The sequence below is a fragment of the Tabrizicola sp. T74 genome, assembly GCF_057219935.1.
Genome location: NZ_JBXVVT010000008.1, coordinates 38,815 through 65,534 on the forward strand (window position 1 = coordinate 38,815; position 26,720 = coordinate 65,534).

Sequence of the window (26,720 nt, forward strand, 5' to 3'; positions counted from 1 at the left end):
CCAAAATTCCCGGCTATCCGCGTCCACGCGGGCATCGAAGGACGGGCGCATGATACGGATTCTTGGCACATTCCTGCTTATGGCCACCACGGCGGGCGGCTACATGTTCTACGACTTCAAGATGTCCGCGCGCCTGGCCGGGGGCGATGGCGCCGACAGCCTGACCTTCCCCGAATACCTCTCCGGCCTCTCCGGTCGAATTGCCGGCCTGACCGGCGGCGCGGCTCGTGCGGATGGCCTGCCGACCAAGCTTGCCGACATGCTGCCCCGCGCCCCCGAAGGATGGAAAATCCGCGCCGTCGCCGCGACCGATATCGAGCCCTTCCTGCCCAAGGAATCGAAAAAGGCCGACAAGGCCGCCGTGTCCGCTCTGAACACACTGGTCAAGACCGACTCGGGCGAAGGCACCGAAACCGCGACCGTTGTCTACGAAAAGGGCGACCGTACCGTGCTGGTTCAGGCGGTGCGCTACCCGAACCAGATCTTCACCGGCGCGACGGCGCTGCAGCAGCGCCAGGAGCTGCAGGAAAGATCCGCCCAGTTCCGCGGGACCGAATTCATGACGGTCCGCGGCCTGGATGTGACCGAAGACCTTCTGCCCGAGGGCTTCCGCGGTCGCCTGTTCCTGGCCGATGTCGGCGCGCAGATCCATCTGCGGGTGCTCGCCCCCAAGCGGATGAAGGACGCCGAACTGCTGGCCTTCTTCGAGACCCTGCATGTCGAGGCGATGAATGCCAGCGTGATCGACACGGTCGAAGGCCTGGGCAAGGTCCCGGTCATCGTGCTGGTCTCGGCCCTGGGCGATGCCGACCGCGAAACCTACCTCGCCGACCGCGCCTCGCGCGAGGCCGACAAGGCCAGCCGCGAGGAAGCCGGCCGCATTGCCGCCCTTGTCGAACATACCGCCGAGGCGACGAAGGCACCGACCGAAGGATCGATTTTCGGTGCCTTGCGACAGGCGATCCTTGGCGGGGATGAGCCCGCGGTCGCTGTCAACCCGGCGCTGTCCGAGGAACAGCGCAAGGCCCATCAGGACGGATTGATCGCCGCCGCCAAGTCCGGCGACGCCGCCTCGGCCGCCGCGCATTCCGCAGCGCTCTACGGCGCCATCGCCGACGAACTTGGCAAGACCGAGGCGAAGATGGGTTCTGGCTCGGGAAGGCCGGGAAGCGTACCCAACAACGCCAAGATCGAGGTCGGCGTCGGCACTTGCATTACCGAAGGCGGCCGAAAGACCTGCTTGGTCGAGGGCGCTGCGGACTAGAACGCCAGCCCGGAAAAGCGCGACGGGTTCAGCGGCACGCCGGGCAGGACGCACAGCATCTCGTACAGGAAATTCGCCGCGATCAGCGCGGTGTTGCCCGACGGGTCATAGGGCGGTGACACCTCCACAAGGTCGCAGCCCACCAGGTTCAGCCCGGCGCAGCCCCGGATGATCTCCAGCCCCTGCCAGGTGGACAGCCCGCCGGGTTCCACCGTCCCGGTCCCCGGCGCAAAGGCGGAATCCAGGCTGTCGATGTCATAGGTCAGGTAGACCGGCGCATCGCCGATCCTTTGCCGGATGATCTGCATCAAGGGCGTCAGCGACTTGTGCCAGCACTCCTCAGCCTGCACCACCGTCCAGCCCTTGTCGCGGCCCCAGTTGAAATCGTCCGCCGCATAGCCCGTGGCCCGCAGACCGATCTGGAACACCTTGTCGTTCTGCAGACAGCCATCCTCCCACGCGCGGCGGAAGGGGCAGCCGTGGGCGACCTTCTCACCGAACATGGTGTCGTTGATGTCGGCATGGGCATCGACATGGATCAGCGCGACGGGTCCATGTCGCTCCTTGATCGCCCGCAGGATCGGCCAGGTCAGCGTGTGATCGCCGCCGAGCGTCAACGGGATCACCCCTTCCGCCAGCACCCCCCGGTAATGTGCGGTGATGATATCCACCGTCTTCTTCAGATCGAAGGTGTTGATCGCCACATCGCCCAGGTCCGCGACCTGCAGATGCTCGAAGGGCGCGGCACCGGTGGCCATGTTGTAGGGCCGGATCATCCGGCTCTCGTCCCTGATCTGCCGCGGCCCCAGCCGCGTGCCCGGGCGGTTGGAGGTCCCGTGGTCCATCGGAATCCCGATGAAGGCCGCATCCAGCCCCTTTGCGCTGGTCGCCGCCGGCAGCCGCATCATCGTCGCCGGTCCGCCAAAACGCGGCATCTCGTTGCCGCCGAGGGGTTGGTTGAAACGGGTCATCTGGGGCGCTCCTCATGCTCCGCGCCAACCTTGCGCAGAACCGGGCCGACCACAAGAACCCCTCCTCGTTCGACTTCGTCTCCTCGTCGGCAGCGCGGCCCCTGCGAGGAGCGACGAAGTCGACGACGAGCGGTCTATGCCCCAGCGAGGAGAAGCCGAAGGCGCACGACGAGCGGCCCGTCAGCGCGCCAGCAGCCGGTCCAGCACCGCGCCGATCTCGGCGCCTTCGGAAATCTGCGGCAGGCTCGGCGTCAGGTCGTCCGCCAGTTCCTTGCGTGTAACATCCTCGACCGCAACCGGAAACGCCTTGCGCGGGTCCGCCTCGCCCCGCAAGGCCCGGTCAAAGAACGACTCGCCGAACTCCGTCCACTCTGCCCCGTCGCGGCAGCCGAACGACGTCCGATCCCCCCGCGCCGCTGTTATCACCAGCCGGTCCGGCGCCTCGATATCGTCGATGAATGACCCCGAATGGCAGGCCGACACCACGATGACCGCCGCACCGATCCCGCTGTCGTCCAGCATCTGCGCGAACTCTGCGGCTGTCAGGTCACTTGTTCCCGCCTCGTAGAAGTCCAGCGAGAACAGGTCCTCCTTCCCGTGCGAGGTCAGGAACAGGAAGGCCAGGTCCTCGGCCCCCTGCCGCGCCCCGATTTCCTTCAGCGCGCGGGCCAGGTTGGACTTGTTCGCCATAGGATAGCGCGTCGGATGGTCATGGCTGTTGGCGAGCTTCAGCGTCCGGTTGCCCGAGCCATACTGCGCGTCAAGAATGGCCGAGACACTCTCCACCTCGGTCAGGAAGACAGACTGATCCTCGGTCCCGCCCAGGGCCAAGGCCAAGACATCCGTCTGTCCCGGCACCTGCGGCGCAAGACCCGCGACCTGTTCGCCCATCAGCCGGTCCTGCGCGGCATACAAACCCTCGACATCGACGACGATGTACTCGTCGGAAGCTGCTGCAAGCGGGAAGACGTAAAGCTCTTCGACGCTGAACCAGCGCAGCGCTACCTCCTTCGTCCCCATGAACACCACCGCCATCACCAGCCCCGCCCGCAGCCATTGGCGCAAGGGCGCGCGCAGCAGCCAGACCAGAAGTGCTACCTGCACCAGAAGGACGACCGCGCGGATCGCCTCGACCCGCCCTTGCGTCTCGTAGAGCTGCGGCATCTCCCGATACAGCGTCCACAGCGCCAGGTTGATCACCCCGATCAGCAGGAACAGCAGCGTCACCATCCGCGCCAGAAGGTCCATCCGCCCCACCAGCGCCAGCCCGATCACGAGGCCCGTGACCACCACCGCGCTTTGCGCGACGGCCAGCTGCACGCCCCAGAGCGACAACTCGCCCCCCGGCCCAGAATAGCCGACCTGCGCCGCATATTCCGCGAGCCAGGACAGCACGATGGCCGCCAGCGCGATCAGTGCGGGCCGGGCTGGGGTTACCGGCGGAGATGTAAACGATTCTGCCTTTTCCATGTGCCCTGTTGAAATTCAAGAAACAGGCAAGACTACGGCAAAGCAGTGAAATGCCCTTGCCTTCCGATGTGAGGCAGAGCGCAGGGGGTTCAATACGACATCATGTCGTTTTCTGACGCCAAAGGTCGGGTGGACTTGCCCGCTTTCGCCCCGCTCTGGCAGATAGGGGCAAACCTTTTGCGGAGTGCCCTTCCATGAAAACCCACGTCAAGGCCCTCGTCGTCGGCGGCGGAGCCGTCGGAACCGGCATCGCCTATCACCTGGCGAAAGCGGGCTGGGACACCATGCTGGTCGAGCGGGACGAGCTGACAGCAGGCTCCACCTGGCACGCCGCCGGTCTGCTGCCGCTCTTCAACATGTCCTACGCGACGACCCACATCCACAAGTACTCGGTCGACTTCTACAAGGGGCTGGAGGCGGAAACCGGCCTCAACCCCGGCTTCTACGTCGTCGGCAACCTGCGGATGGCGCAGCACCAGCAGCGGATGGACGAGTACATGCTCTACTCCTCCGTCGCCGAAACCGCCGGGGTGTACCACGAATTCCTGACGCCGAAAGAGATCAAGGACCGCTGGCCGCTCGTCCGGACCGAGGACCTGATCGGCGCGCTCTACCACCCGCAGGACGGCTACATCAACCCGGCCGACGTGACGCAAGCCATGGCCAAGGGCGCACGGCAACTGGGCGCTACCATCGAACGGAAAGTGCAGGTCGACGGCTACCGCTGGACCGGGTCGGAGTGGATCGTCTCTTGCACAAGGCTTGAGGAAAAGGGCGGCATGCTCGTCGCCACCGACGACACCTTCGACATCACTGCCGAACATGTCGTCACCGCCACCGGCAACCACGCGCAGCGGACCGCGAAACTCCTCGGCATCAAGACCCCCGCCGTCGTCGTCGAACACCAGTACATCGTGACCGAGCCCGACCCGGCCCTCGTCGAATGGCGCAAGACCAACCCGCAGCACCCGGTCCTGAGGGACGCCGACGCCAAGTGGTACGTCCGTGAGGAACGCGGCGGCTGGATCCTTGGCCCCTACGAAAAGGGCGCCCCCGCGCGCTTCCAGTACGGCGTCCCCGACAGCTTCCGCGCCGACCTCTTCCCGCTCGACCTAGAACGGATCGAGCAGGAGTACATGTCCTTCATCCACCGGATTCCGTCTTCGGAAACCGTGGGCCTCAAGGACGATTACAACGGCCCGATCTGTTACACCCCCGACGGCAACCCGCTGGTCGGCCCGGCCCCGGGCCTGCGCAACATGTGGCTGGCCGAGGGCTTCTCCTTCGGCATCACCGCCGCTGGCGGCACCGGCTACTACCTCGCCCAGCTGATGACCCAGGGCGAGGCCGAGATCGACATGGCCAGCCTCGACCCCAAGCGCTTCGGCGGCTGGATGACGACGGAATACGCCTCCCGCAAGAACGAGGAGTGCTACGACCACGTCTTCATCCTGCACCACCCGGACGAGGAACGCGAAGCCTGCCGTCCGCTGCGCACCGCCCCTGCCTATGACCGCCAGAAGGAAATGGGCGCGCAGTTCGGCCAGGTGAACGGCTGGGAACGCCCGAACTACTATGGCCCGAAGGACGCCCCCGCCGACTTCGACCACAACGGGCGCAGCTTCCGTCGTGGCACCTGGTGGCCCTACGCCAAGGCCGAGGCAGAAGCGGTGCGCAACACCGTCGGCATCATCGACGCCTCGGCCTTCACCAAGCACCTGGTGCGCGGCCCGGGGGCGACGGCCTTCCTCGACCACTTCACCTGCAACAAGCTGCCGAACGTGGGCCGGATCAACCTGACCTATGCGCTCACCGACCACGGCACCACGCGGACCGAATACACCATCGTCCGCCTGAAGCAGGACGAATACTACCTGATCTCTGCCGGCGCCTGGACGGCCTATGACTACGACTTCCTGCAGAAATGTGCGGATGACTGGATGGCCGAAGGCAAGGGCCACATCGACATCCACGACGTCACCACCCAATGGGGCGTCTATGCCCTTGCCGGCCCGAATGCCCGCGCGCTCCTCAAGGACATCGTCAAGGACGCCGACCCAGACACCGTCCTTGGGAACAAGCGCTTCCCCTGGCTCTCCTACCGCGACATCGAGCTTGGCATGTGCCCCGTCCGCGCCGTCCGCGTGGCCTATACGGGCGAGCTTGGGTGGGAGCTTCACTACCCGATCGAATTCGGTCGCTACCTCTGGGACCTGATATGGTCGGTGGGCGAAAAGCACGGCCTGAAGGGTGTAGGAGCCCGCGCCCAGAACTGGCTGCGGCAGGAAAAATCCTACCGCGCCTTCGGGAGCGAGCTTGGCCGCGACGCAACCCCGCTGGAGGCCGCGCTCGACCGCTTCGTGGACCTGACGAAGAACTTCCGCGGCAAGGAGAAGATGCTGGCGACCGGCATCCGCGCGAAATGCGTCACCCTGCTGATCGACGGCCCCTCGGACACGGACCCCTGGGGCAAGGAAGCCATCCTCCATGACGGGATCAAGGTCGGTCGCCTGACCTCGGGCGGCTATTCGGTCGCCTTCGGCAAGCAGATCGGCATGGGCTATGTCCCCGCCGCCTTGGCCGAGCCGGGCCAGAAGCTGAAGGTCAAGATCCAGCTGAAAGAGTGGGACGCCGTCGTGACCGAGGACAGCCCCTTCGACCCGACAAACGCCCGCATCCGGATCGACGGGTAAGCGATTTCTTCGAAGAAATCGTGCCGGAGCCTGCAAAGGCTCCGGTCCGACGTCTTCGAAGATTTCGGCGCCCGGCGGATTGCGGCTGCACTGATTGCTGGCAACTTGAAGCCGCGCCCGCCACACCCATCTTAACGCGATGGCTGCCAAACAAAGACGGGAACGCAGGTTCCAACGACAGTTCGACGCGCTGGAGCGGTTGATCCCGCCGCTTCGGGGCCCGATGTCCACGCTGCGTCGCGACAGCTGGTTCCCCATCCGCTTCCCGGTCGCGCTGTTGCTGATTGCGGGCGGGGTGTTCTCGTTCCTGCCGGTCCTCGGCATCTGGATGCTGCCCCTGGGCCTCCTCCTCCTTGCCGTCGACCTGCCGATCCTGCGCGGTCCGATCTCGGTGTTCGTCATCCGGGCACGACGCAAGGGCCGGGTCCTGGCGCATCGCTGGAAACGCAAGCACTAAGAGCCGTCGCATCCCTGTCATGCCACCGTGCTACGCGCCCTCGCAAAGGACGCGGGCATGTCGTCACGGCGCGAACGCAGGTTTCATCGGCAGTTCCAGGCGCTGGAACGCCTTGTCCCGCCGTTGCGCGGGCCCCTCACACTCATCCGACGGGGCCACTGGTTTCCGATCCGCTTTCCCCTCGCCGTCCTCCTGACCATCGGCGGCCTGTTCTGGTTCCTGCCGGTCCTCGGGCTCTGGATGCTGCCGGCGGGGCTCCTGCTTCTGGCCATCGACCTGCCGCATCTGCGTGGCCCGATCTCGGCGGCGGTGATCCGGGGCCGCCGCTCACTGCAACGCTGGCTGCGGCGCTGGCGTCGGCCCTAGTCCTCTTCGGTCAACTCCTGCTCAAGGAACCGCTCGAAAGCGTCAAGGTCCAGGGGGTCCACCTGCCCGAAGGCCCGCATCCAGACCGAAGCCTCGCGCATTGCCTCGGGTTCCAGCTTGCACCAGATTACCCGCCCCCGCTTTTCCCGGCTGATCAGGCCCGCGTCGGACAGGACCGTGAGGTGCTTGGAAATGGCGGCCAGGCTCATGGCGAAGGGCTCGGCCACGTCGGTGACCGCCATGTCGTCTTCCAGCAGCATGGAAAGGATCGCCCGCCGGGTCGGATCAGCAAGCGCGGCAAAGACGGCATCCAGTCGGTCTGTCATCGCGCGACTATTTCGCGGCCCCCGGCAATCGTCAACCGAAGGGTTGAATATGGGAAAGCGCACAAATGCGGCAATCCGACCCATACTGCGGCGGCGAAACGACGTGATTCCAGATACTTAAACGCCGTTCTGCGCCCTTGACTCCTTACCCCCCGCTCCGTAGAACCGCGACGACCGTGAAAGGACCTGTCCGATGGTGTCCGAACCCGATCCCGACCGCCTGAAAGCGCTTGAAGAAAAGCTGCGACAGGTCAAGGGAAAGGAACCGCCGCCGCAGACCAACACGGCCAAGGGTTTCTCGCAGGGCGAGGTGGCCTGGAGGATGGTGATCGAGCTGGCGACCGGCATCATGCTGGGATCGGCCATCGGTTACGGGCTCGACGTGCTGTTCGGCACGCTGCCGGTCTTCCTGGTGATCTTCTCGCTCTTCGGCTTCGCGGCGGGCATCAAGACGATGCTGGGGTCCGCGAAGGAACTGGGACGAAAGGCGGAAGCAGCCGCCAAGAAGGAAGGGAACTGACGATGGCGACGGAAGAACACGGCAGCGGGCTGCAGATCCACCCGATGGATCAGTTCGTGGTCAAGCCGCTGTTCGGCGACGGCCCCGTCGAGTGGTACACCCCCACCAACGTCACCCTCTGGATGGGTATCGCCATCCTCGCGATGATCGCGCTTCTGGTCCTGTCCACCCGCCGCCGGGCCATCGTCCCCTCGCGCGGGCAGTCGGTGGCCGAGATGTTCTACGGCTTCATTCACAAGATGGTCGAGGATGTCGCGGGCCACGAAGGCCTGAAGTTCTTCCCCTACATCATGACGCTCTTCATGTTCGTCTTCCTGTCGAACATCCTGGGCCTGATCCCGATGTCCTTCACCACCACCTCGCACATCGCCGTCACGGCGGTCCTGGCGCTCCTGGTGTTCCTGACCGTCACGGTCGTCGGCTTCTACCGCAAGGGCATCGGCTTCCTGTCGATGTTCTGGGTCTCCTCGGCCCCCCTGGCCCTGCGTCCGATCCTTGCCGTGATCGAGCTCATCTCCTACTTCGTGCGCCCGCTTTCGCACTCCATCCGTCTTGGCGGCAACCTGATGGCCGGTCACGCCGTCATCAAGGTCTTCGCGGGCTTTGCGGGTGCGATGGGCGTGGCCTCGGTCGTCCCGATCGCCGCCATCGTCGCGATCTACGGGCTTGAGGTGCTGGTCGCCTCGGTCCAGGCCTACGTCTTCACCATTCTGACCTGTGTGTACCTGCGCGACGCCGTCGGCGACGCCCATCACTAAGGTCCGGACAACAACCTCAGCATTCCAAAGGAGAGACATCATGGAAGGCGATATCGCAGAAATGGGCAAGTTCATCGGCGCCGGTCTGGCAACGATGGGTCTCGGCGGCGCCGGCATCGGCGTGGGCCACATTGCCGGCAACTTCCTGGCGGGCGCGCTGCGCAACCCGTCGGCTGCCCCCGGCCAGATGGCCAACCTCTTCGTCGGCATCGCCTTCGCGGAAGCGCTCGGGATCTTCTCGTTCCTGATCGCTCTGCTGCTGATGTTCGCCGTCTGATCCTTTTGGGCTGACATCCGGGCCGGGCACTCGTCCGGCCCTGGTTCCAAAAGTTCAGGAGAGGCCACATGGCAACCGAAGCAACAGGCGAGGCGGGAAAGGCTGTCGGCATGCCGCAGCTCGACTTCTCGACCTGGCCGAACCAGATCTTCTGGCTTCTGGTCACGCTGGTCGTGATCTACCTCGTGCTGTCGAAGATCGCCCTGCCGCGCATCGGTGCGGTGCTGGCGGATCGGAAAAGCACGATCACCAACGACCTTGCTGCGGCTGAAGAGCTGAAGCAGAAGGCCGTCGACGCCGAGAAGGCCTATAACGAGGCGCTGGCCAACGCCCGCTCCGAGGCGGCCAAGATCGTCGCCCAGGCCCGGGCCGAGATCCAGAAGGACCTCGATGCCGCCACCGCCAAGGCCGACGCCGAAATCGCTGCCAAGGCGGCGGAATCGGAAAAGACCATCGCCGCGATCCGCGACGGTGCCGCAGCGGCAGTTGCCGAAGTGGCCAAGGACGTGGCAGGCGAACTGGTGGCGGCTCTGGGTGGCAAGGCCGATGCGGCCACCGTCACCGCGGCTGTCTCCGCACGGCTGAAAGGGTAAGGCGATGAAGAAGCTCTCCATCCTCCTGACCCTTCTGGCCTCGCCCGCGATGGCGGCCAAGGGGCCGTTCTTCTCGCTGCAGAACACCGACTTCGTGGTGCTGCTGGGCTTTCTGTCCTTTGTCGCCCTTCTGGTCTACCTGAAGGTTCCGGCCAAGCTCATGGGCATGCTCGACGCCCGTGCCGCGACGATCAAGGCCGACCTCGACGAGGCCCGCGCGCTCCGCGAAGAGGCCAAGTCGATCCTGGCGACCTATGAGCGTCGGCAGAAGGAAGTCCAGGAACAGGCCGACCGTATCGTCAGCTCGGCCCGGGAAGAGGCGCTAGCCGCCGCCGCCCAGGCGAAAGAGGACCTCAAGGCCTCGATCGCGCGCCGTCTGGCCTCGGCGACCGAACAGATCGCCTCGGCCGAAGCTGCCGCGATCCGTCAGGTCCGCGAACAGGCCGTCTCGGTGGCTGTTGCCGCTGCGGGCGAGGTGCTGTCCAAGCAGATGACGGCAGACGCCGCCTCGGCCTCGATCGACGATGCCATCGCCCAGGTCGAAGCCCGGCTGCACTAAGCCGCTCTGGTCAAGAAACGCAAACCGGCGGTCCCGCAAAGGCCGCCGGTTTTGCATTGTGCCGCCGCTCGTCGTGGGCCTCTCCGGCCCCTCCTCGCTGGGACGCCCCCTCACGACGAGAAGCCGAAGGCGCACGAGGAGCCGTCCCCTAAAGCCCCACCCAGCGCAGCGCCGCCACGACGACCACTCCCAGCAAGGCCGCCGCCACGTCACTGCGCAACACCAATGTCAGCCCCACGACGGACGCCAGCGCCAGCCCCTCGGCCAGCCCACCTCCCTGCACCGCCAGCGCCGTGATCCCGGCCATCACCGCCAAGGGCGTGGCCCGCAATGCCGCCTCCACCCGCGGCGACACCGGCACAAACCGCATCAGTGTGAAGCCCGCCACCCGGCACAGGAAGGCCGCCGCCGCCATCACCGCCAGCAGGACCGGAAAGCTTTCGGTCATCGCTCCTCCCGATGCACCAGCGCCGCGACAGCGGCCCCGGCCAGCCCCGCCCCGATGATCGCTGCGGCCGGGCCAAGCAGATGGAAGATCACCAGCGCCGACCCCGCCCCGACGGCAACGGGCATCAGGTCGACCCGCGTCTTCACCATTGCGGTCACCATCCCTGCCGCAAAGCAGGCGAGCATCAGGTCAAAGCCCAGTGCCTCTGGCCGTGGCAGCACGCTCACCGCTCCCGCCCCCAGTGCCGTCCCTGCCAGCCAGCCCACCGTGATCGGCGTGCCCGTTCCAGCCAGATAGGCCCGGTCAGCCTCCCCTTCCCGGATCTTTCGCATCGTCATCATCCAGTTGGCATCGCCAAGCAGGAGAAGGCTGCCATAGGCCCTGACCGGCCCGGCCTGCCACAACCAGGGCTGCAACGTTGCTCCGAACAGAAGATACCGCGCGTTGATGACCAGGATCGTGGCGAACAGCGCCCACAACGTGGCCTCGCCGGTCTGGAGCAGGTTCACCGCCGCCAGCTGCGCCGAGCCGGAATAGATCGCCGCACTGGTCGCCACGGCCTTGCCCACCCCAAACCCGGCCTGCGCCGCCACCAGCCCGAACCCCACCCCATAGGCAAAGATCGACACCGCCAGCGGCACCCCATCCCGCGCCCCGCGCCGGAACCCGTCGAAGGAGAACAGCGCCCGCGTCATCCGCGCGTAGGGTGCGCATTCATGGCGCACCTCCCCCACCGTGCAAAACGCTCCACCGCAACCCCATCGTAGGGTGCGCTACAGCGCACCGTCCGCATCAACCAGCCCGCCCTGCCGCCCGCAAGACCCGGTCCAGCACATCCAGAAACCGGCTCCGGTCCGCCTTCCCGAACATCTTGCCCCCGCCCTGCCGGAACGGGTCCGCTGACCGCAAGTCCTGCATCAGGTCCCGCGTTGCCAGCGCCATCCCGACATTGGCCGCCGTCAGCTCCTCGCCATTGTGCTTCACCACCCGCGCCCCCGCCGCCACGCATTTCGCAGCCAGCGGGATGTCTCCGGTCACGACCACATCCCCCGGCCCGCAAGCCTCGGCGATCCACTTGTCCGCCTCATCCGGCCCGCTGCCGACAAAGACGCTTTCGACGAAAGGGTTCTGTGAGGGCCGAATGCCCCCGTTCGACACCACCACCATCCGCACCTTGTGCCGGGTGGCGACCGTCTCCGCCTCGCCCTTCACCGGGCAGGCATCGGCATCGATATACAGCGTCATGCGGCCCCCAGACGCCTGCGGACAGAAGTTAAGAAACCCCTAACAGAAAATCGCAAGCCCTTGATCCCAAAGGAAACGCCGCGATTGTCCACCGTGGACACCTCAGATCGCCGCCTTCCGCATCTCGTCCAGGTAAATCTCCCGCAGCCGCGTCGCCACCGGCCCCGGCTTGCCGGATCCCACCGGCTTCCCGTCCACCTCCACCACCGGCATCACGAAGATCGACGCCGCCGTCGAGAAGGCCTCATCCGCCCCCTGAGCCTCCGCCGGAGTGAAGGCCCGCTCCTCCACCTCGAACTGAGCCTCCGCCGCGAACCGAAGGACGGCCGCCCGCGTGATCCCGTGCAGGATATCGTTCCCCAGCGCACGGGTGATGATCCGGTTCCCCTTCACGATGTAGGCGTTGTTCGAGGTGCCCTCGGTCACCGCCCCCGCCTCGTCGGTGAACCAGCTGTCATCCACCCCCGCCTTCTTCGCCGCCATCTTCCCCATCGAGGGGTAGAGGAGCTGCACCGTCTTGATATCGACCCGAGACCACCGCAGGTCCGGGATCGTGATCACCTTGAACCCCGTCTTCGCTGCAGGGGCATCCGCCAGGTTCGGGATGTTCTGGGTGAAGGCCACGATGGTCCCCGGCAGATCAGCAGCCGGGAACAGGAACGACCGGTCCCCCGGATTTCCCCGCGTGACCTGCAGATAGATCATCCCCTGGTCTATCCCGTTCAGCCGGACCAGCTCGCGGTGCATCGCCAGCAGTTCCTCCGAGGAAACCGGGCAGGTCATCTCCAGCTCCTTCAACGACCGCTCCAGCCGCCGGATGTGGCCCTCGAAGTCGATCAGCTTGCCGTCCAGCACCGAGGTCACCTCGTAGACCCCGTCGGCCATCAGGAACCCCCGGTCGAAGATCGACACCTTGGCCTCGCCCTCGGGCAGGTAGTCGCCATTCACATAGACGGTGCGGGTCATTCTCTATCCCCAAAGCTGCGGCAGGGCCGGATGGATGTGGCGGTCGTCGTATCGGACCGGATGTTCGCGGTCCTGCGCCATGTCGGCGGGGCCGTCAAGGTCCGACCAGTCCGCCCCCTGCGCGACCAGGATCGCCGGGGCCATCGACAGCGAGGTCGAGATCATGCAGCCGACCATCACCTTCAAGCCCAGCCGCTGCGCCTCATCCCGCGCGCGCAGGGCCTCGGTCAGGCCCCCGGTCTTGTCGAGCTTCAGGTTGACCACGTCATACTTGCCGATCAGCCCGGGCAAGGAGGCCGTATCATGCGCACTTTCGTCCGCGCAGACCGGCAGCGGGCGGGCGATCTCCCCCAGCATGTCGTCGGCCCCCTGCGGCAGGGGCTGCTCCACCATCTCCACCCCCAGACGGATCAGGTGAGGGGCGAGGTCGGTGTAGACCTCGGGCGTCCAGCCCTCGTTGGCATCGACGATCAGGCGGACCTTGGGGGAACCGGCGCGGACCGCCTCGATCCGCGGCATGTCGGAGGGCGTGCCGAGCTTGACCTTGAGGACAGCTCTGTGAGCATTCCGGGCCGCCGCCTCCCGCATCTTCTCTGGCGTGTCGAGTGAGAGCGTGAAGGCGATCTCCACCGGCTTCGGCGCGGCCAAGCCAGCCAACTGCCAGACCGGCCGACCCGACGCCTTCGCCTCCAAATCCCACAGCGCGCAGTCCACGGCGTTCCGCGCCGCGCCGGGCTTCATCGCCTGTTGCAGAACGGCCCGGGTGATCCCCTCCGGCAGCGCCTGGATCGCCGCCACCGCTTCCTCCACCGTCTCGCCATAGCGCGGATAGGGCAGACCCTCGCCCCAGCCGCGATGGCCGCCGCGGGTGACGGTACAGGTCACCACCCGCGCCTCGGTCTTGGACCCGCGCGAGATGGTGAAGGGGTTGCGAAGAGGGAAGGTCTCGGCCTGTGCAGTGATCATGGGCGGGACTTTAGGAGCCCGGGCCGGGATTGGGAAGGCACGAGACTTGCTGCGCGCGCAAAAGGAATGTTGCACTGCGGCGCGCAACAATATAACCGTGATCGTGAACCACGCGTAATATCCTTGCCCACAGGACTTCCCGATGAGCTTCCGCCTGCAACCCCCCGCCCCCGCCCGCCCGAACCGTTGCCAGCTTTTCGGCCCGGGCTCGCGGCCCGAGTTGTTCGCCAAGATGGCGGCATCTGCGGCGGATGTGATCAACCTGGACCTTGAGGATTCCGTCGCCCCGGCGGACAAGCCGCAAGCGCGGGCGAACATCATCAAGGCCATCTCGGAGGTCGACTGGGGCCGCAAGACGCTGTCGGTGCGGATCAACGGGCTGGATACTCCGTTCTGGTACCGCGATGTGGTGGACCTTCTGGAACAGGCCGCGGAACGGCTGGACCAGATCATGATCCCCAAGGTCGGCTGCGCGGCGGATGTCTATGCAGTCGACGCGCTGGTCACGGCCTGCGAGGCGGCTGCGGGGCGGCAAAAGCGGATCAGCCTGGAGGTCATCATCGAGACTGCGGCGGGGATCGCCCATGTCGAGGAGATTGCGGCCTCCTCCCCCCGCCTGCAGGCGATGAGCCTGGGCGCGGCGGACTTTGCGGCCTCGATGGGGATGCAGACGACGGGCATCGGGGGGACGCAGGAGAACTACTACATGCACCGCGAGGGGCAGAAGTACTGGTCCGACCCCTGGCACTGGGCGCAGGCGGCGATCGTGGCGGCCTGCCGGACGCATGGCGTCTTGCCGGTGGACGGGCCGTTCGGGGATTTCAGCGACGAGGAAGGGTTCAAGGCCCAGGCGCGGCGGTCTGCGACCTTGGGGATGGTCGGGAAATGGGCGATCCATCCCAAGCAGGTGGCGCTGGCGAACGAGGTCTTCACGCCGTCCGAGGCCGCAGTGACCGAGGCGCGCGAGATCCTCGCGGCGATGGAGGCGGCGAAGGCCGCAGGCCAGGGGGCGGCGGTCTACAAGGGGCGGCTCGTCGACATCGCGTCCATGCGCCAGGCCGAGGTGATCGTACGGCAGGCGGAGCTGATCGGGGTCTGACCCTTACGGATTGACCAGGTTCGGCGGCACGCGGCCCTCGGCCCAGGCGACCAGGTTGGCGACGGCCATCATCCCCATGTTCTCCCGCACCTCCAGGCAGGCGGTGCCGAGATGGGGGAGGAGCGTGACATTCTCCATCGCCATCAGCGCCGCCGGGACCTTCGGTTCGAACTCGTAGACGTCGAGACCCGCCCCGGCGATCCGGCCCTGTTGAAGGGCATCGATCAGGGCGTGTTCGTCCACCACATCCCCGCGCGAGATGTTGATGAAGATGCCGGCTTTCTGCATGTGGGACAAAGCCTTGGCGTCGATCAGGTGATGAGTGGCCTTGCCGCCCGGCACCGCCACGACCACGAAATCGGCCGCCATCGCCTCGGCCATCTCTACCTGTCTTGCAGGCAGCCCCGCATCGGCGACGGGCGAGCGGTTGTAGAACACCACCTCCATGTCGAACCCATAGTGGCAGCGCTTGGCGATGGCCTTGCCGATCCGGCCCATGCCGATCACGCCCAGCCTTTTGCCGGTGACATGGGTCCCCAGCATCTGGACCGGATGCCAGCCTTCCCAGCCACCCGAGCGGAGGAGACGCTCGCCCTCGCCCAGACGGCGGGCGGTCATCAGGATCAGGCTCAGGGCGATGTCTGCAGTGGCATCCGTCACCGCGCCGGGGGTGTTGGACACCTGGATGCCAGCGGCCTTTGCGGCCTCGGCGTCGATGTGGTTGAAGCCGACGCCGAAGTTCGCGAGAAGTCGCGCCCGGGGCTGCGGGACATCAGCGAAGACATCGGCCTGGAAGCGGTCGCCAAGGGTCGGGAGCACGGCGTCGTAGTCGCGCAGTGCGGCGCGAAGCTCTTCAGGGGACATAACCTCGGTCCGGTTTCGCAGGGTCACCTCGAAACGGTCCCGCGCGGCTTGCAGCACGGTTTCGGGCAAGGGGCGGGTGATCAGGACCTTCAGCTTCAAAACAGTTTTCCTCCCAAGGGAACCTCATGCCCCGGCCCAATCAGCACCACCGCGCCCTCTTCGTCCGGCAGGCCGAGGACCAGGACCTCGGACATCACCGGCCCGATCTGGCGGGGCGGGAAGTTGACGACGCCCAGGACCTGACGGCCGACCAGCTGGTCGATGGTGTAGTGTTTCGTGATCTGGGCCGACGAGCGTTTTTCGCCAATCCCGGGCCCGAAATCGACCCAGAGCTTGTAGGCGGGCTTCCGCGCCTCGGGGAAAGGTTCGGCGCGGGTGATGCGACCAACGCGGATGTCGACCTTTTCGAATTCGGCGTAGGTGATGGTCATTTGCCCAGCTCCCGTCCCCGGTCGGCGGCTGCCTTGACGGCGCGTTTGAGGAGGGCGGGGAAGCCGGTCTCAGGGTCCATCAGCACGCCCAGCGCGGCGGCGGTGGTGCCACCGGGGGAGGTGACGTTGATCCGCAGTTGCGAAGGCGTGTCGGGGCTTTGGTAGGCCAGCTCCCCCGCCCCGCAGACCGTGGCGCGGGCCAGTTGCATGGCGACGTCGGCGGGCAGCCCCTCCGCCTCTCCGGCCGCGGCCAGCGTCTCGATCAGGTGGAAGACGTAGGCGGGGCCGGACCCGGAGACGGCGGTGACGGCGTCGATCTGGTCCTCGCTGGTCAGGTCCACCACCTGCCCGACGGCGGCCATCAGGTCGCGGGCCAGCGCGAAGTCGGCGTCGGAGACGTGGGCATTGCGGCAGAGCGCGGTAATGCCTCGGCCGACCATGGCCGGGGTGTTCGGCATGGTGCGGACGATGGGGGTGCGGGTGCCCAAGACATCCTCGAACGTGGCGATCTTGGTGCCTGCGGCGATGGAGACGAAAAGGGTCGAGCCGTTGCCCAGGGCCTGCAGCGACGGCAGCGCGGCCCCCATCATCTGCGGCTTCACCGCCAGCAGCGCCACGGCAGGCGCCTTCGGGACACCCTTGTTCAGATGGACACCGCTGCCCTTCAGCCAGTCGGTCGGATTCGGCTCGATCACCCAGACCGAGGCTGGAGGCACCCCAGCCGCCAGCCAGCCGGTCAGCAGCGCCGTCCCCATCTTGCCGCAGCCAAGCAGCACCAGCCCATCCCGGGCAACGCGGTCCAAACTCATGGAAATCCCCTTCTGATCGGGGAGAAGTTAGGCCCGCCCGTAGGCCTCGGCAATGGCGACTTTCATCGCCTGCGCCGGGGTCTGGTCACCCCAGGAGACCAATTGGAACGCGGGGTAGAAGCGTTCCGAGGCGTTGACCGCGGCGGCGATCAGCCGGTCGATCTGTTCGGGGCCTGCCATCTGGCCGCCGGACAGCACAAGGCCATAGCGCCAGACCATCAGCTTTTGCTCGGCCCACCAGGTGAACGCGCCAGACCAGACCATGTCGTTGCAGCGGTTCAGCACATCGAACAGCGCCGACAGCTTTTCGGCGGGCGGGTCCATCTCGAACGTGCAGATCAGGCGGAGCGTTTCGTCCTGTTCCGACCATGCCAGGGTCAGCGAGTAGGTGCGCCACTGCCCTTCGACCGCCATCGCGATCTGGTCGTCGGTTACGCGATCGAATTCCCAGGCGTGATGCTCGGCCAGGGTCTCGACGATGTCGATGGGATGGAGGTCCTCCATCGCAGCGTAGTCTTCGGAAAGCGACATGCCCGGCCTCATTATGAAGCTTCTGGTGGGCCGAAACCCACTAGAAACTGGGTATCTGGCAAGGGTCAGCGTTTGCCCGACACCGCCCTTACTAGATATGGTGTGGGCAAAGCGAAAGCCTGTAAAGCGATTTCTTGCGAAAATAGCTGTGGAAAAGCGGATTTCTTCACCGGGAGAGTCTGTAGAGTCAAAGACTTGGCATTCCGGGACTCGTCGGGCGGGTTCGGCACACGCTGGGGGCGAAAAAAGCCCCCGTGTGGGGGGACACGGGGGCATGTCGGGAAGGTCCTGGCCGTTCAGGGGCAGACTGGCCGGACCGGGCGATGGGGACAGATCGCATCTCCGAACGCCTTGACGCTAGCCAGCGGCTGCAACGGCAATGTGACAGGCCCGCCGGGGGCCTGCCGAAAGCTGTGGATTATTTCCGGCGCGAGCGGATCATGCCGGTGATGTCGAACACCTGTTCAAGAATGGGCTCGGCAATGGCGGCTGCCCGGTCGGCCCCGTCACCAAGGATGCGGTCGAGCTCGCCTGGGTCGGCCATCAGGCGGTTCATCTCGGTCGTGATCGGCGACAGTTTGGCGACGGCCAGGTCCGCGAGCGCGGGCTTGAACGTGCCGAATTGGGCCCCGGCGAAGTCACGGATGACCTGGTCGACAGAGTGCCCGGCCAAAGCCGCATAGATGTTCACAAGGTTCCGCGCTTCGGGCCGGTCCTTCAGTCCCTCGACGGTTTCCGGCAGCGGCTCGGGGTCAGTCTTGGCCTTGCGAATCTTGGCGGCGATCATGTCGGCATCGTCGGTCAGGTTGATCCGCGTCTGGTCCGAAGGGTCGGACTTCGACATCTTCTTGGTGCCGTCGCGCAGGGACATGACTTTGGTCGCGACACCTTCGATCACTGGCTCGACCACCGGGAAGAAATCGACCTTGAAGTCGTTGTTGAACTTGATCGCGATGTCGCGGGTCAGTTCCAGATGCTGGCGCTGATCCTCGCCCACGGGGACCATGGTGGCGTGGTAGACAAGGATGTCAGCCGCCATGAGCGCGGGGTAAGCAAAAAGGCCAAGGCTGGCCGCTTCGGCGTTCTTGCCGGCGGTCTTGTCCTTCCACTGGGTCATGCGGGACATCCAGCCCATGCGCGCGACACAGTTGAAGATCCAGCCCAGTTCGGCATGGGCCGAGACCTGGGACTGGTTGAAGAGAATGGATCGCTTCGGATCAATGCCCGCCGCGATGAAGCCCGCTGCCGCCTCACGCGTCTGTTGGCGAAGAACAGCCGGGTCCTGCCAGACGGTGATCGCATGCAGGTCGACGACGCAGTAGATCGTCTCGATCCCCTCGTCCTGCTTTTCGACAAAGCGCTTCAGCGCGCCGAGGTAGTTGCCAAGCGTCAACCCGCCCGAGGGCTGGATGCCCGAGAAGATGCGCGGCGTGAAGGCTTTCGGCGTTTGGACCGCCGTAGCTGGGGAGGACATCGGAAGGCTCCGTCTGGATAAAGCGTGCGATCCCGCGTAATCGAAGGGGGCACAGGCGTCAATCAGCAGGACCGGTATGGACAGCGACCACAACGCACCGCCCCTCAATCCCTTGCCGCCGATTGTCTGGATATTGGCTCTGCCGCTGATCGCGATGGAGGTGGTGCTGAGCCTGGCCGAAGCCGGTCTGATCGGAGGCGGACAAGGCTATACCTGGCGGGTGCAGGCGGTGGAGCGGTTCGGGCTGTTTCCCGAGCTACTGAAGTATCAGTGGGAGACGGGCGGTCATCCGCTGGCCGAACTCCACCGGCTGGCTAGCTATGTCATCGTGCACGGCAGCTTTACCCATGCGCTGTTTGCGGTGGTAATGCTGCTGGCACTGGGCAAGATGGTGGCCGAGGTCTTCCGGTGGTGGGGCGTAGTGGTCGTGTTCCTCGGCTCGGCCATCATCGGGGGCGCTGTCTACGGGCTGTTCATCCCGGGCCTCAGGACTCAGCTGATCGGCGCGTTCCCGGCGGTCTACGGGCTGATTGGGGCCTTCACCTTCCTGATCTGGACCCGACTTGCCTTACTTGGCGCGAACCGGTTCCGGGCGTTCAGCCTGATCGGGGCGCTGCTATTCTTCCAGTTCGTCTTCGGCGTGCTGTTTGGTGCGGGCTGGGACTGGGTCGCGGATGTCACGGGCTTTGCGGCGGGGTTCCTTCTGTCCTTCGTCGTCAGCCCCGGAGGTTTCCGGCGCGTGATGGATCAGCTGCGTCAGCGCTGACGGCGCAGCGCCTTCAGGTCTGAAAGCTGGACGGCCTTCAGGCCGAAGGCTGCGATGGCGTAGCTGACCATGCCTACAGCGACCAGCAGAACCAGGGCCAGCACCCGGTAGGCCCTTGCTTCAAGCATGGGTTGCAGAAGGCTCCACCCGCCCCACAGCGCCGCGCCCATCAGGGCCGAAGCCGCACAGATGCGCCAGAAGCGGGACAGGAAGCGGGCGTCAAACCGGGTTTCTTCGCCCAGACGCCGGGCCCCCCACCAAAGCTGTGCGACCATGACCCAGGCCGACAGCGTGGTGGCCCAGGCGGCGGCGGAAAAACCGATCCAGGGCATCAGGCCAAAGGCGAGGGCCGCGTTCAGGACCATCGACCAGACCGCGTACTGGAACGGGCGCTTCGTATCCTCACGCGCGTAGTAGAGGGGTTGCAGGGCCTTCTGCAGGACAAAGGCGGGCAGGCCCAGGCCGTAGATCGCCAGCGCAAGGGCCGTGGCGGCGGTGTCCTCGGGGCCGAAGGCGCCGCGCTGGTAAAGGACCTCGGTGATCGGCAGCGCTATGACCACCAGCGCTACGGCGGCAGGCAGGGTGAGGAGAAGGGCGAACTCGGTCCCGCGGTTGAACGCCTCACGCCCCCCGGCGCTGTCCCCGGCCTGCAGGCGGCGGGAAAGCTCGGGCAGAAGGACGGTGCCCACGGCGATGGCGACGACGCCCAAGGGGAGTTGATAAAGCCGGTCGGCGTAGACGAGCCAGGAGATCGCACCCTCTGTCCCGGATGCGACCTGGCGCGAGACGAGGAGGTTGATCTGGACGACGCCCCCGACCAGCAGCGCCGGGCCCATGGTGACCATCAGGCGACGGAAGTCGGGGGTCAGGCGCGGCAGCCGCAGCTTGGGGACGAACCCGATCCGGCGCGCGGCATAGAGTGTCCAGGCCATTTGCGCGATGCCGGTGATGGGCGTGGTCCAGGCCAGCGTCAGGCCCATGTCCCAGCCTTGGTAGTGGGCCAGCATCATCGCCACGATGAAGACGAGGTTCATCAGGACGGGCACCGCCCCGGCCTCGGCAAAGCGGCCGTGCGCGTTCAAGATGCCAGAGAGGAGCGCGAAGAGCGAGATGAAGCCGATGTAGACGAAGGTGATGCGGCCGAAGTCGACCGCCATGTCAAAGCGCCCGTCGCCGACAAAGCCCGAGGCCATCGCCCAGACAAGGGCCGGCATCGCCAGCGTGCCGATCAGCGTGAAGACGATCAGGAAGGCGGTGAGGCCAGAGAAGGCGTTCTGCGCGAAATCGTCGGCATCGGTTCCGGCTTCGAGTTTCTTGGAATAGAGCGGCACGAAGGCCTGGTTGAACGCCCCTTCGGCGAAGAAGCGGCGGAACATGTTGGGAAGGCTGAAGGCCACGTTGAACGCATCCGCCACCGGCCCCGCGCCCAGGTAGGCGGCCATCATCAGCTCGCGCACCAGACCCGCCCCGCGTGACACCAGCGTCCAGCCGCCCAGCGTGATGATGTTGCGGATCATGCCGCGGCTCATGCGAAGGCCCGCTCCGCGCCTTCCGCGATGGCCTGGCGGAGCTTCTTCTCCAGCGCTTCCTGCCGGTGCTTCTGGTGCAGTTTCAGGCCGAACATGTCCTTGACGTAGAAGGTGTCGACAACCTGCGCACCGTAGGTCGCGATGACGGCACTGGCGATGTAGATGTTGTTGACCGCCAGCGTGCGCGTCAGGTCATAGAGAAGGCCCGGTCGGTCCCGCGTGTCGACCTCGATGATCGTGTAGATCTCGGAGCCTTCGTTGTCGAAGGTGACATGGGTCGGGAAGCGGAACTCACGCTCGCGCTTCTTGACCTTGTCGCGGTCCTTCAGCGCCTCGCGGGCGACGACCTCGCCTTTCAGGGTCTTGTCGATCATCCCCCGCAGGCGGGGCAGGCGGCTGACCTCATAGGGTTTGCCTTCGATGTCCTGGACCCAGAAGACAGCGGTGGCATAGCCGTCCTTCGACGTATAGGTCCGCGCGTCCACTACGTTCGCGCCGACCAGCGCCAACGCCCCTGCGAGACGAGAGAAGATGCCCGGATGGTCGGCCAAGGCAAAGCAGGCGCGCGTGGCATCGCGGTCCGGGTCGGGGTGGAGGTCGATGCGGATTTCGTCGTCGGCGAGCCCCTTCAGAAGGCGCGCAAAGACCTCGTGCGTGTCGGTGGACAGGCCCTGCCAGTAGGGCGCGTAATGGCGGGTGGTCTCGTGTTCCACTGCCGCCGGGTCCCAGCCCTTGAGCCGGTCGGCCAAGGCGCGGGTCGCCTCTTCCTGTCGGTTCTCACGGTTCAGGGTTTCAAGGCCGCCTTCCAGCGCCTCGGCGGTCTGCTTGTAGAGCTGCCGCAGCAGCATGGCCTTCCAGTTGTTCCAGGTGCCCGGCCCCACCCCGCGGATGTCGCAGACGGTCAGCACCGTCAACAGGTCCAGCCGTTTCCGCGTTTTCACCGCCTTGGCAAAATCCCGAACGGTGCGGGGATCGCCGATGTCGCGCTTCTGCGCCATGTCGGACATCAGCAGATGATAGCGCACCAGCCATTCCACCGTCTCGCATTCCTCGGCGTCCAGTCCCAGCCGGGGGGCCACCCGCCGGGCGATCTGGGCACCCAGGATCGAATGATCCTCGGGCCGGCCCTTGCCGATGTCGTGCAGGAGAAGCGCGACATACAGCACTCGACGGTTCACGCCCTCTTTCAGGATCGAGGAGGACAAGGGCAGATCCTCGACCAACTCGCCCCGCTCGATCTGGGCCAGGCAAGAGATCGTCTGGATGATGTGCTCGTCCACCGTGTAGTGGTGGTAGACGTTGAACTGCATCATCGCGACGATCGGTTCGAATTCGGGGATGAAGGCCGACAGCACCCCAAGCTCGTTCATCCGGCGCAGCGCGCGTTCGGGGTTGCCGTGCTGCAGCATCAGGTCGAGGAAGATGCGCTGCGCCTCGGGGTCTTCGCGCATGTCGTCGTCGATGCGGTGCAGGTTCTGGGTGACGATCCGCATGACGTTCGGGTGCAGCAGGTAACCCGTGCGCAACGCCTCTTCGAAGACGCGCAGCAGGTTCAGCTTGTTCTTCAGAAAGTCCTGCGGGTCCTTCAGGTCGATCCGGCCCTGCACCAACTTGTAGCCGGACTTCACGCGCTTGGTCATCTTGAAGATGCCGAAGAGGCTCGCTTCACGCTTGGCGTGGCGGGCTTCCAGCTCGGTCAGGAAGACCCGCGTCAACTCGCCCACACGGGTTGCAAAGCGGAAATAGTCCTGCATGAAATGCTCGACCGCCCGGCGACCGGCGGCGTCGCGGTAGCCCATGCGCGCGGCGACCTCGACCTGCAGGTCAAAAGTCAGTGTATCGGTCGCCCGCCCGGTGATGTAGTGCAGATGGCTGCGGACGGCCCAGAGGAAATCCTCGGCCTGGGCAAAGCTGTCGAACTCCTCGCGGTCCAGAAGCCCCGCGCCGACCAGCCCCTCGGCCGAGGGCACGCGGTGCAGGTACTTGCCGATCCAGTAGAGGGTCTGCAGGTCGCGCAGGCCCCCCTTGCCTTCCTTGACGTTCGGCTCCAGCACATAGCGCTGACCGCCCTGCCGCTTGTGCCGTTCAGCCCGCTCGGCGAGCTTCGCCTCGATGAACTCGGGGCCGGAGTTCCGGAAGAGATCGCCCCAGAGCTTGTCACCCAGCTCTGCAGCCAACGGCTGGTGGCCGCTGATGAACCGATGTTCCAGCAGGGCCGTGCGGATCGTGATGTCCGCGCGTCCGAGGCGCAGGCAATCCTTCACCGTGCGGCTGGAATGGCCGACCTTCAGCTTCAGGTCCCACAGCATGTACAGCATCGTCTCGATGACGCTTTCCGCCCAGGGCGTGATCTTCCAGGGCGTCAGGAACAGAAGGTCGACGTCGGACTGCGGCGCCATTTCCGCGCGCCCATAGCCACCGACACCCAGGACAGAGATCCGCTCGGCCTCGGTCGGGTTGGCCAGGGGATGCAGACGCATGGCGGCGGCCAAGGTCACCTCGACCAGGACATCCGTCAGCCGGGACTGCGCGGTGACAAGTGCGCGCGCCTGGCGCGGAGTGGCAAGGAACTCGGCCTCGAAAGCTGCGGTCGCGGCCGATTTTGCGGCCTGCAACTCTCGGACGACAAGGGCGCGCGCCGTCTTGGCATCAGAGGCAGACCTCAGCGCGTCAAGCACACGCGCAGTCAGCGCGGCACGGTCGGGAACGGGAAAGGCGGAACCGGCCTCGAATGGGACTGCCGGAACCGCCGCAGGTGTTGTCACGATGGCTGGACCTGTGCCTAGAACCCGGCGCCGCCAAAGCTGCGCGGCGCGGCATCGACGACGACGACCTGGCCGCCACGGATCTGCGCCACCGCAAGGCCGCGCTGGTTGGTCCCGTTGGGCAAGAGCCGGAAGATCCCCGACACCCCGGCAAAACCGGCCGACTGGGTCAGGTCCGACTTGTCCACGGGCGCGCCGCCCTTGACCCTTCCGGCCAGTGCCCCGATCGCGGCGATGCCGTCATAGGCCAGGCCCGCAACCGGCACCGGCTGACTGCCATAGGCAGCTTCGTAGCGCGAGCGGAATTGCGCGGTCAGGCCCGGATCGGGCATCGCGAACCAGCCGCCCTGCACTCCGGGCAGTTCCAGCGTGGCGGGCGGAATGTCCCAACGGGTCAGACCAATGAACTGAGTGGTGTTCCGGTCGATGCCGTTGTCGACCAGAAGCTGGCTGAGCAGCGGCAGCGCGCCGGCGGTGTCGGCGGTCAGGAACAGCGCCGTCGCACCCGAGGATTTCGCCGTGCTGACGATGCCCGAAGCCGCCTGCACGATGCCATTCTGCGAGAATTCGTACGAGGTGACGCCCACGACCGACCCACCGGCCGAGGCCACGCCACGCTCGATCGCGGCCTTGCCGACCTCGCCCGCGACGTTGCGGTCATGCACGATCAGCACCTTGGACTTGCCGTTCTTCACGGCAAAACGGGCCAGCCGGCTGGCGGTCATGTCGAAGGTCTGCCCCAGCACAAAGACGTTGCCACCGGCAATGGCGGCGTTGTTCGAGAAGGCGAGGACGTTTACGCCAGAATTGGCGACGGCAACCCCGGCGGCGTTGGCCTCTTCCGAATAGAACGGGCCGAGAATGACCTGCGCGCCTTCGGCGACGGCCTGCTTGGCCAGGGCCGAGGCCTGCGCCGGGCTGCCGCCGGTGCGATACACCCGCAGGTCGATCTTCACGCCGGACAGGTCCGCCATCGCCAGCCGCGCGGCGTTTTCAAGGTTCGAGCCGAACAGCTCATCCTGCGATTGCCCGGACCCCGCCGGGATCAGCAGCGCAACCTGCACCGACCCGCCCTGCCCGGAAGGCGCGGTGCCTGGCCCGGTGGCGGGAACGCAGGCGGACAGCACCATGGCACCCAAGGCAAGACAGACCTGACCCAGCGACTTGCGGGCCCGACGAATAACGGACAACATGGTGGTTCCTCACTGTTGCAGTGCGACTGCGATTGCGGGCCAAGGTAATGGGTTCGATGCGGGAAGTAAACTTGTGAGGCAGCGCCCTGAGACCCCTGATTCTGCGGTGAAACCCGGGGTGCGCGCCATTCCGCCGGGCCTGCATTTCGTCTCGACGCCGATTGGGGCCGCGCGCGACATCACGCTGCGGGCGCTTGATGTGCTGGCCGGGGCCGACGTGCTGGTGGCCGAGGACACCCGGACGCTGAAGCACCTGATGGAGATCCATGGCATCCCCTTGGGTGGGCGCCCGCTCATCGCCTACCACGATCATTCCGGCGAAGGGCAGATGCAGCGGCTGACAGCCCTGATCGCCGAGGGGAAGAGCCTGGCCTATGCCTCGGAAGCCGGCACGCCGCTGATCTCGGACCCGGGTTTTGAGCTTGCCCGCGAGGTTGCGGCGAAGGGCCTGCCGATGTCGGCCGCACCCGGCCCCTGCGCGGCCATCTGCGCGCTGACCCTGTCCGGCCTGCCCTCGGACCGCTTTCTCTTCGCAGGCTTTGCCCCGTCGGCAAAGTCGGCGCGGCGGACCTTCCTGTCCGATCTCGTCGCCGTGCAGACGACGCTGATCTTCTACGAAAGCCCGAAGCGGCTGGCCGACCTGTTGCGCGACATGGTCGAAACGCTGGGCCCCGCGCGCCAGGCAGTGGTGTGCCGGGAGCTGACCAAACGCTTTGAGGAAGTGCTGCGCGGAACGCTGGAGGAGCTTGCGGAACAGGTGGCGGCGCGCGAGATCAAAGGCGAGGTGGTGGTGCTGGTGGACCGAGCCACACCGGTCGCGGCGACCGAGGACACTATCGCTGCTGCGCTGGATGCGGCGCTGAAGACGATGTCCGTTAAGGATGCTGCAACTTTTGTCTCGCAAACTCTGGGGGTGTCCCGCAAGGTCATCTACCGGATCGCCCTCGACCGCAGCCAAGGATAGGTCATGCCCTTCGACTACGTCGCCTCGCCAGCCCGGAAATCTCGCCAGGACCGCGGCTTGACGAACTATCTGGCCGGGCACGCTGCCGAAGCCTCGGTTGCACGGCACTACGAAGACCGGGGCATCGCGATCTGCGCCCAGAACTGGCGGGGGATCACCGGCGAGCTCGATCTGATCGGTCGTGACGGCGATGTGGTCGTCTTCGTCGAGGTGAAGCAAAGCCGCAGCCACGACCTGGCGGCCTCGCATATCTCCCGGGCACAGATCGGGCGCATCTTCGCGACGGTCGACGAATTCCTGGCCGGGGAACCGAAGGGCCTTCTGACCGATGTGCGGATCGATCTAGCACTGGTGGACGGCCAAGGCCGGATCGAGGTGATCGAAAACGCCTTCGCGGGCTGAATTGCATCTTCCTT

General features: G+C 66.0%; 29 protein-coding genes. 13 read left to right on the forward strand and 16 right to left on the reverse strand.

Features of this window, described 5'->3' with window-relative positions; genetic code table 11:
• Positions 1–49 precede the first annotated feature (49 nt).
• Positions 50–1,264 carry a hypothetical protein gene (locus AC2EAL_RS20185; protein WP_484726037.1) on the forward strand — a complete coding sequence of 405 codons (1,215 nt, stop codon included), beginning with the start codon at positions 50–52 and terminating at the stop codon, positions 1,262–1,264.
• Here AC2EAL_RS20185 and speB read toward each other — a convergent pair.
• Positions 1,261–2,235 carry an agmatinase gene (gene speB / locus AC2EAL_RS20190; RefSeq protein WP_484726038.1) on the reverse strand — a complete coding sequence of 325 codons (975 nt, stop codon included), beginning with the start codon at positions 2,233–2,235 and terminating at the stop codon, positions 1,261–1,263. The genes AC2EAL_RS20185 and speB overlap by 4 nt on opposite strands.
• Before the next feature lie 180 nt (positions 2,236–2,415).
• Positions 2,416–3,705 carry a C13 family peptidase gene (locus tag AC2EAL_RS20195; RefSeq protein WP_484726039.1) on the reverse strand — a complete coding sequence of 430 codons (1,290 nt, stop codon included), beginning with the start codon at positions 3,703–3,705 and terminating at the stop codon, positions 2,416–2,418.
• Positions 3,706–3,899: 194 nt separating this feature from the next.
• Between AC2EAL_RS20195 and AC2EAL_RS20200 the strand changes: the two genes are divergently transcribed.
• The 3 genes from AC2EAL_RS20200 (at position 3,900) to AC2EAL_RS20210 (ending at position 7,221) form a co-directional block, all read left to right on the forward strand.
• The gene (locus tag AC2EAL_RS20200) at positions 3,900–6,398 is read left to right on the forward strand and encodes a GcvT family protein (RefSeq protein ID WP_484726040.1); all 2,499 of its coding nucleotides are present in this window, start codon (positions 3,900–3,902) and stop codon (positions 6,396–6,398) included.
• Between the two features lie 139 nt (positions 6,399–6,537).
• Positions 6,538–6,855 (forward strand): tryptophan synthase subunit beta, encoded by a 318-nt coding sequence (locus tag AC2EAL_RS20205; protein WP_484726041.1) that lies wholly within the window; start codon positions 6,538–6,540, stop codon positions 6,853–6,855.
• A gap of 57 nt (positions 6,856–6,912) precedes the next feature.
• Positions 6,913–7,221, forward strand: a complete 309-nt coding sequence (locus AC2EAL_RS20210; protein ID WP_484726042.1) for a hypothetical protein — start codon at positions 6,913–6,915, stop codon at positions 7,219–7,221.
• Here AC2EAL_RS20210 and AC2EAL_RS20215 read toward each other — a convergent pair.
• A complete protein-coding gene (locus AC2EAL_RS20215; protein WP_484726043.1) occupies positions 7,218–7,547 on the reverse strand; it encodes an ArsR/SmtB family transcription factor in 330 nt (109 codons plus the stop codon). The genes AC2EAL_RS20210 and AC2EAL_RS20215 overlap by 4 nt on opposite strands.
• 193 nt (positions 7,548–7,740) lie before the next feature.
• Here AC2EAL_RS20215 and AC2EAL_RS20220 point away from each other — a divergent pair, with 193 nt between their 5' ends.
• The 5 genes from AC2EAL_RS20220 (at position 7,741) to AC2EAL_RS20240 (ending at position 10,254) form a co-directional block, all read left to right on the forward strand.
• Positions 7,741–8,067: an AtpZ/AtpI family protein gene (locus AC2EAL_RS20220; RefSeq protein ID WP_484726044.1), complete on the forward strand. Its 327-nt coding sequence runs from the start codon at positions 7,741–7,743 to the stop codon at positions 8,065–8,067.
• Positions 8,068–8,069: 2 nt separating this feature from the next.
• Positions 8,070–8,825, forward strand: a complete 756-nt coding sequence (locus AC2EAL_RS20225; protein WP_484726045.1) for a F0F1 ATP synthase subunit A — start codon at positions 8,070–8,072, stop codon at positions 8,823–8,825.
• A gap of 40 nt (positions 8,826–8,865) precedes the next feature.
• On the forward strand, positions 8,866–9,102 hold the full coding sequence (locus tag AC2EAL_RS20230) for a F0F1 ATP synthase subunit C (protein WP_125325857.1): 237 nt from the start codon (positions 8,866–8,868) through the stop codon (positions 9,100–9,102).
• A gap of 68 nt (positions 9,103–9,170) precedes the next feature.
• On the forward strand, positions 9,171–9,695 hold the full coding sequence (locus AC2EAL_RS20235; protein WP_484726046.1) for a F0F1 ATP synthase subunit B': 525 nt from the start codon (positions 9,171–9,173) through the stop codon (positions 9,693–9,695).
• 4 nt (positions 9,696–9,699) lie between these two features.
• Positions 9,700–10,254 (forward strand): F0F1 ATP synthase subunit B, encoded by a 555-nt coding sequence (locus tag AC2EAL_RS20240; protein ID WP_484726047.1) that lies wholly within the window; start codon positions 9,700–9,702, stop codon positions 10,252–10,254.
• 148 nt (positions 10,255–10,402) lie between these two features.
• Here AC2EAL_RS20240 and AC2EAL_RS20245 read toward each other — a convergent pair whose 3' ends face one another.
• The 5 genes from AC2EAL_RS20245 to dgcA form a co-directional block, all read right to left on the reverse strand.
• Positions 10,403–10,702 carry an AzlD family protein gene (locus tag AC2EAL_RS20245; protein WP_484726048.1) on the reverse strand — a complete coding sequence of 100 codons (300 nt, stop codon included), beginning with the start codon at positions 10,700–10,702 and terminating at the stop codon, positions 10,403–10,405.
• On the reverse strand, positions 10,699–11,427 hold the full coding sequence (locus AC2EAL_RS20250; protein ID WP_484726049.1) for an AzlC family ABC transporter permease: 729 nt from the start codon (positions 11,425–11,427) through the stop codon (positions 10,699–10,701). Before AC2EAL_RS20250 ends, AC2EAL_RS20245 begins: the two co-directional genes overlap by 4 nt.
• Positions 11,428–11,494: 67 nt before the next feature.
• Positions 11,495–11,947, reverse strand: a complete 453-nt coding sequence (locus AC2EAL_RS20255) for a YaiI/YqxD family protein (protein ID WP_484726050.1) — start codon at positions 11,945–11,947, stop codon at positions 11,495–11,497.
• Between the two features lie 102 nt (positions 11,948–12,049).
• Positions 12,050–12,913 carry a D-amino-acid transaminase gene (locus AC2EAL_RS20260; RefSeq protein ID WP_484726051.1) on the reverse strand — a complete coding sequence of 288 codons (864 nt, stop codon included), beginning with the start codon at positions 12,911–12,913 and terminating at the stop codon, positions 12,050–12,052.
• A 3-nt stretch (positions 12,914–12,916) separates the two neighbouring features.
• Positions 12,917–13,879 (reverse strand): N-acetyl-D-Glu racemase DgcA, encoded by a 963-nt coding sequence (dgcA, locus tag AC2EAL_RS20265; RefSeq protein WP_484726052.1) that lies wholly within the window; start codon positions 13,877–13,879, stop codon positions 12,917–12,919.
• Between the two features lie 142 nt (positions 13,880–14,021).
• Here dgcA and AC2EAL_RS20270 point away from each other — a divergent pair, with 142 nt between their 5' ends.
• Positions 14,022–14,978: an L-malyl-CoA/beta-methylmalyl-CoA lyase gene (locus AC2EAL_RS20270; protein WP_484726053.1), complete on the forward strand. Its 957-nt coding sequence runs from the start codon at positions 14,022–14,024 to the stop codon at positions 14,976–14,978.
• Positions 14,979–14,981: 3 nt separating this feature from the next.
• On the opposite strand, the gene AC2EAL_RS20275 is transcribed toward AC2EAL_RS20270, so the two are convergent.
• The 5 genes from AC2EAL_RS20275 to trpS form a co-directional block, all read right to left on the reverse strand.
• A complete protein-coding gene (locus AC2EAL_RS20275; RefSeq protein WP_484726144.1) occupies positions 14,982–15,935 on the reverse strand; it encodes a 2-hydroxyacid dehydrogenase in 954 nt (317 codons plus the stop codon).
• Between the two features lie 2 nt (positions 15,936–15,937).
• Positions 15,938–16,273, reverse strand: a complete 336-nt coding sequence (locus AC2EAL_RS20280; protein WP_484726054.1) for a tRNA-binding protein — start codon at positions 16,271–16,273, stop codon at positions 15,938–15,940.
• Positions 16,270–17,082 (reverse strand): pyrroline-5-carboxylate reductase, encoded by an 813-nt coding sequence (gene proC / locus AC2EAL_RS20285; RefSeq protein ID WP_484726055.1) that lies wholly within the window; start codon positions 17,080–17,082, stop codon positions 16,270–16,272. Before proC ends, AC2EAL_RS20280 begins: the two co-directional genes overlap by 4 nt.
• Positions 17,083–17,109: 27 nt before the next feature.
• On the reverse strand, positions 17,110–17,613 hold the full coding sequence (locus AC2EAL_RS20290) for a type III secretion system chaperone family protein (protein WP_484726056.1): 504 nt from the start codon (positions 17,611–17,613) through the stop codon (positions 17,110–17,112).
• A 418-nt stretch (positions 17,614–18,031) separates the two neighbouring features.
• Positions 18,032–19,087 (reverse strand): tryptophan--tRNA ligase, encoded by a 1,056-nt coding sequence (trpS, locus tag AC2EAL_RS20295; RefSeq protein ID WP_484726057.1) that lies wholly within the window; start codon positions 19,085–19,087, stop codon positions 18,032–18,034.
• 76 nt (positions 19,088–19,163) lie between these two features.
• Between trpS and AC2EAL_RS20300 the strand changes: the two genes are divergently transcribed.
• Positions 19,164–19,853 (forward strand): rhomboid family intramembrane serine protease, encoded by a 690-nt coding sequence (locus tag AC2EAL_RS20300; RefSeq protein ID WP_484726058.1) that lies wholly within the window; start codon positions 19,164–19,166, stop codon positions 19,851–19,853.
• Here the strand turns inward: AC2EAL_RS20300 and murJ are convergent.
• Genes murJ through AC2EAL_RS20315 form a run of 3 tightly spaced genes read right to left on the reverse strand, consistent with a single transcriptional unit; the run spans position 19,844 to position 25,340 of the window.
• Complete coding sequence (murJ, locus tag AC2EAL_RS20305; RefSeq protein ID WP_484726059.1) at positions 19,844–21,370, reverse strand: murein biosynthesis integral membrane protein MurJ; 1,527 nt, start codon at positions 21,368–21,370, stop codon at positions 19,844–19,846. The two genes, AC2EAL_RS20300 and murJ, sit on opposite strands and share 10 nt — an antisense overlap.
• A gap of 8 nt (positions 21,371–21,378) precedes the next feature.
• A complete protein-coding gene (locus AC2EAL_RS20310) occupies positions 21,379–24,147 on the reverse strand; it encodes a [protein-PII] uridylyltransferase (RefSeq protein ID WP_484726060.1) in 2,769 nt (922 codons plus the stop codon).
• A gap of 17 nt (positions 24,148–24,164) precedes the next feature.
• A complete protein-coding gene (locus AC2EAL_RS20315) occupies positions 24,165–25,340 on the reverse strand; it encodes a penicillin-binding protein activator (protein WP_484726061.1) in 1,176 nt (391 codons plus the stop codon).
• A 106-nt stretch (positions 25,341–25,446) separates the two neighbouring features.
• Here AC2EAL_RS20315 and rsmI point away from each other — a divergent pair, with 106 nt between their 5' ends.
• Both rsmI and AC2EAL_RS20325 read left to right on the forward strand, forming a co-directional pair.
• On the forward strand, positions 25,447–26,304 hold the full coding sequence (gene rsmI, locus AC2EAL_RS20320) for a 16S rRNA (cytidine(1402)-2'-O)-methyltransferase (protein WP_484726062.1): 858 nt from the start codon (positions 25,447–25,449) through the stop codon (positions 26,302–26,304).
• A gap of 3 nt (positions 26,305–26,307) precedes the next feature.
• Positions 26,308–26,706, forward strand: coding sequence for a YraN family protein (locus AC2EAL_RS20325; protein WP_484726063.1), 399 nt, complete (start codon positions 26,308–26,310; stop codon positions 26,704–26,706).
• The last annotated feature ends 14 nt before the right edge of the window (positions 26,707–26,720 follow it).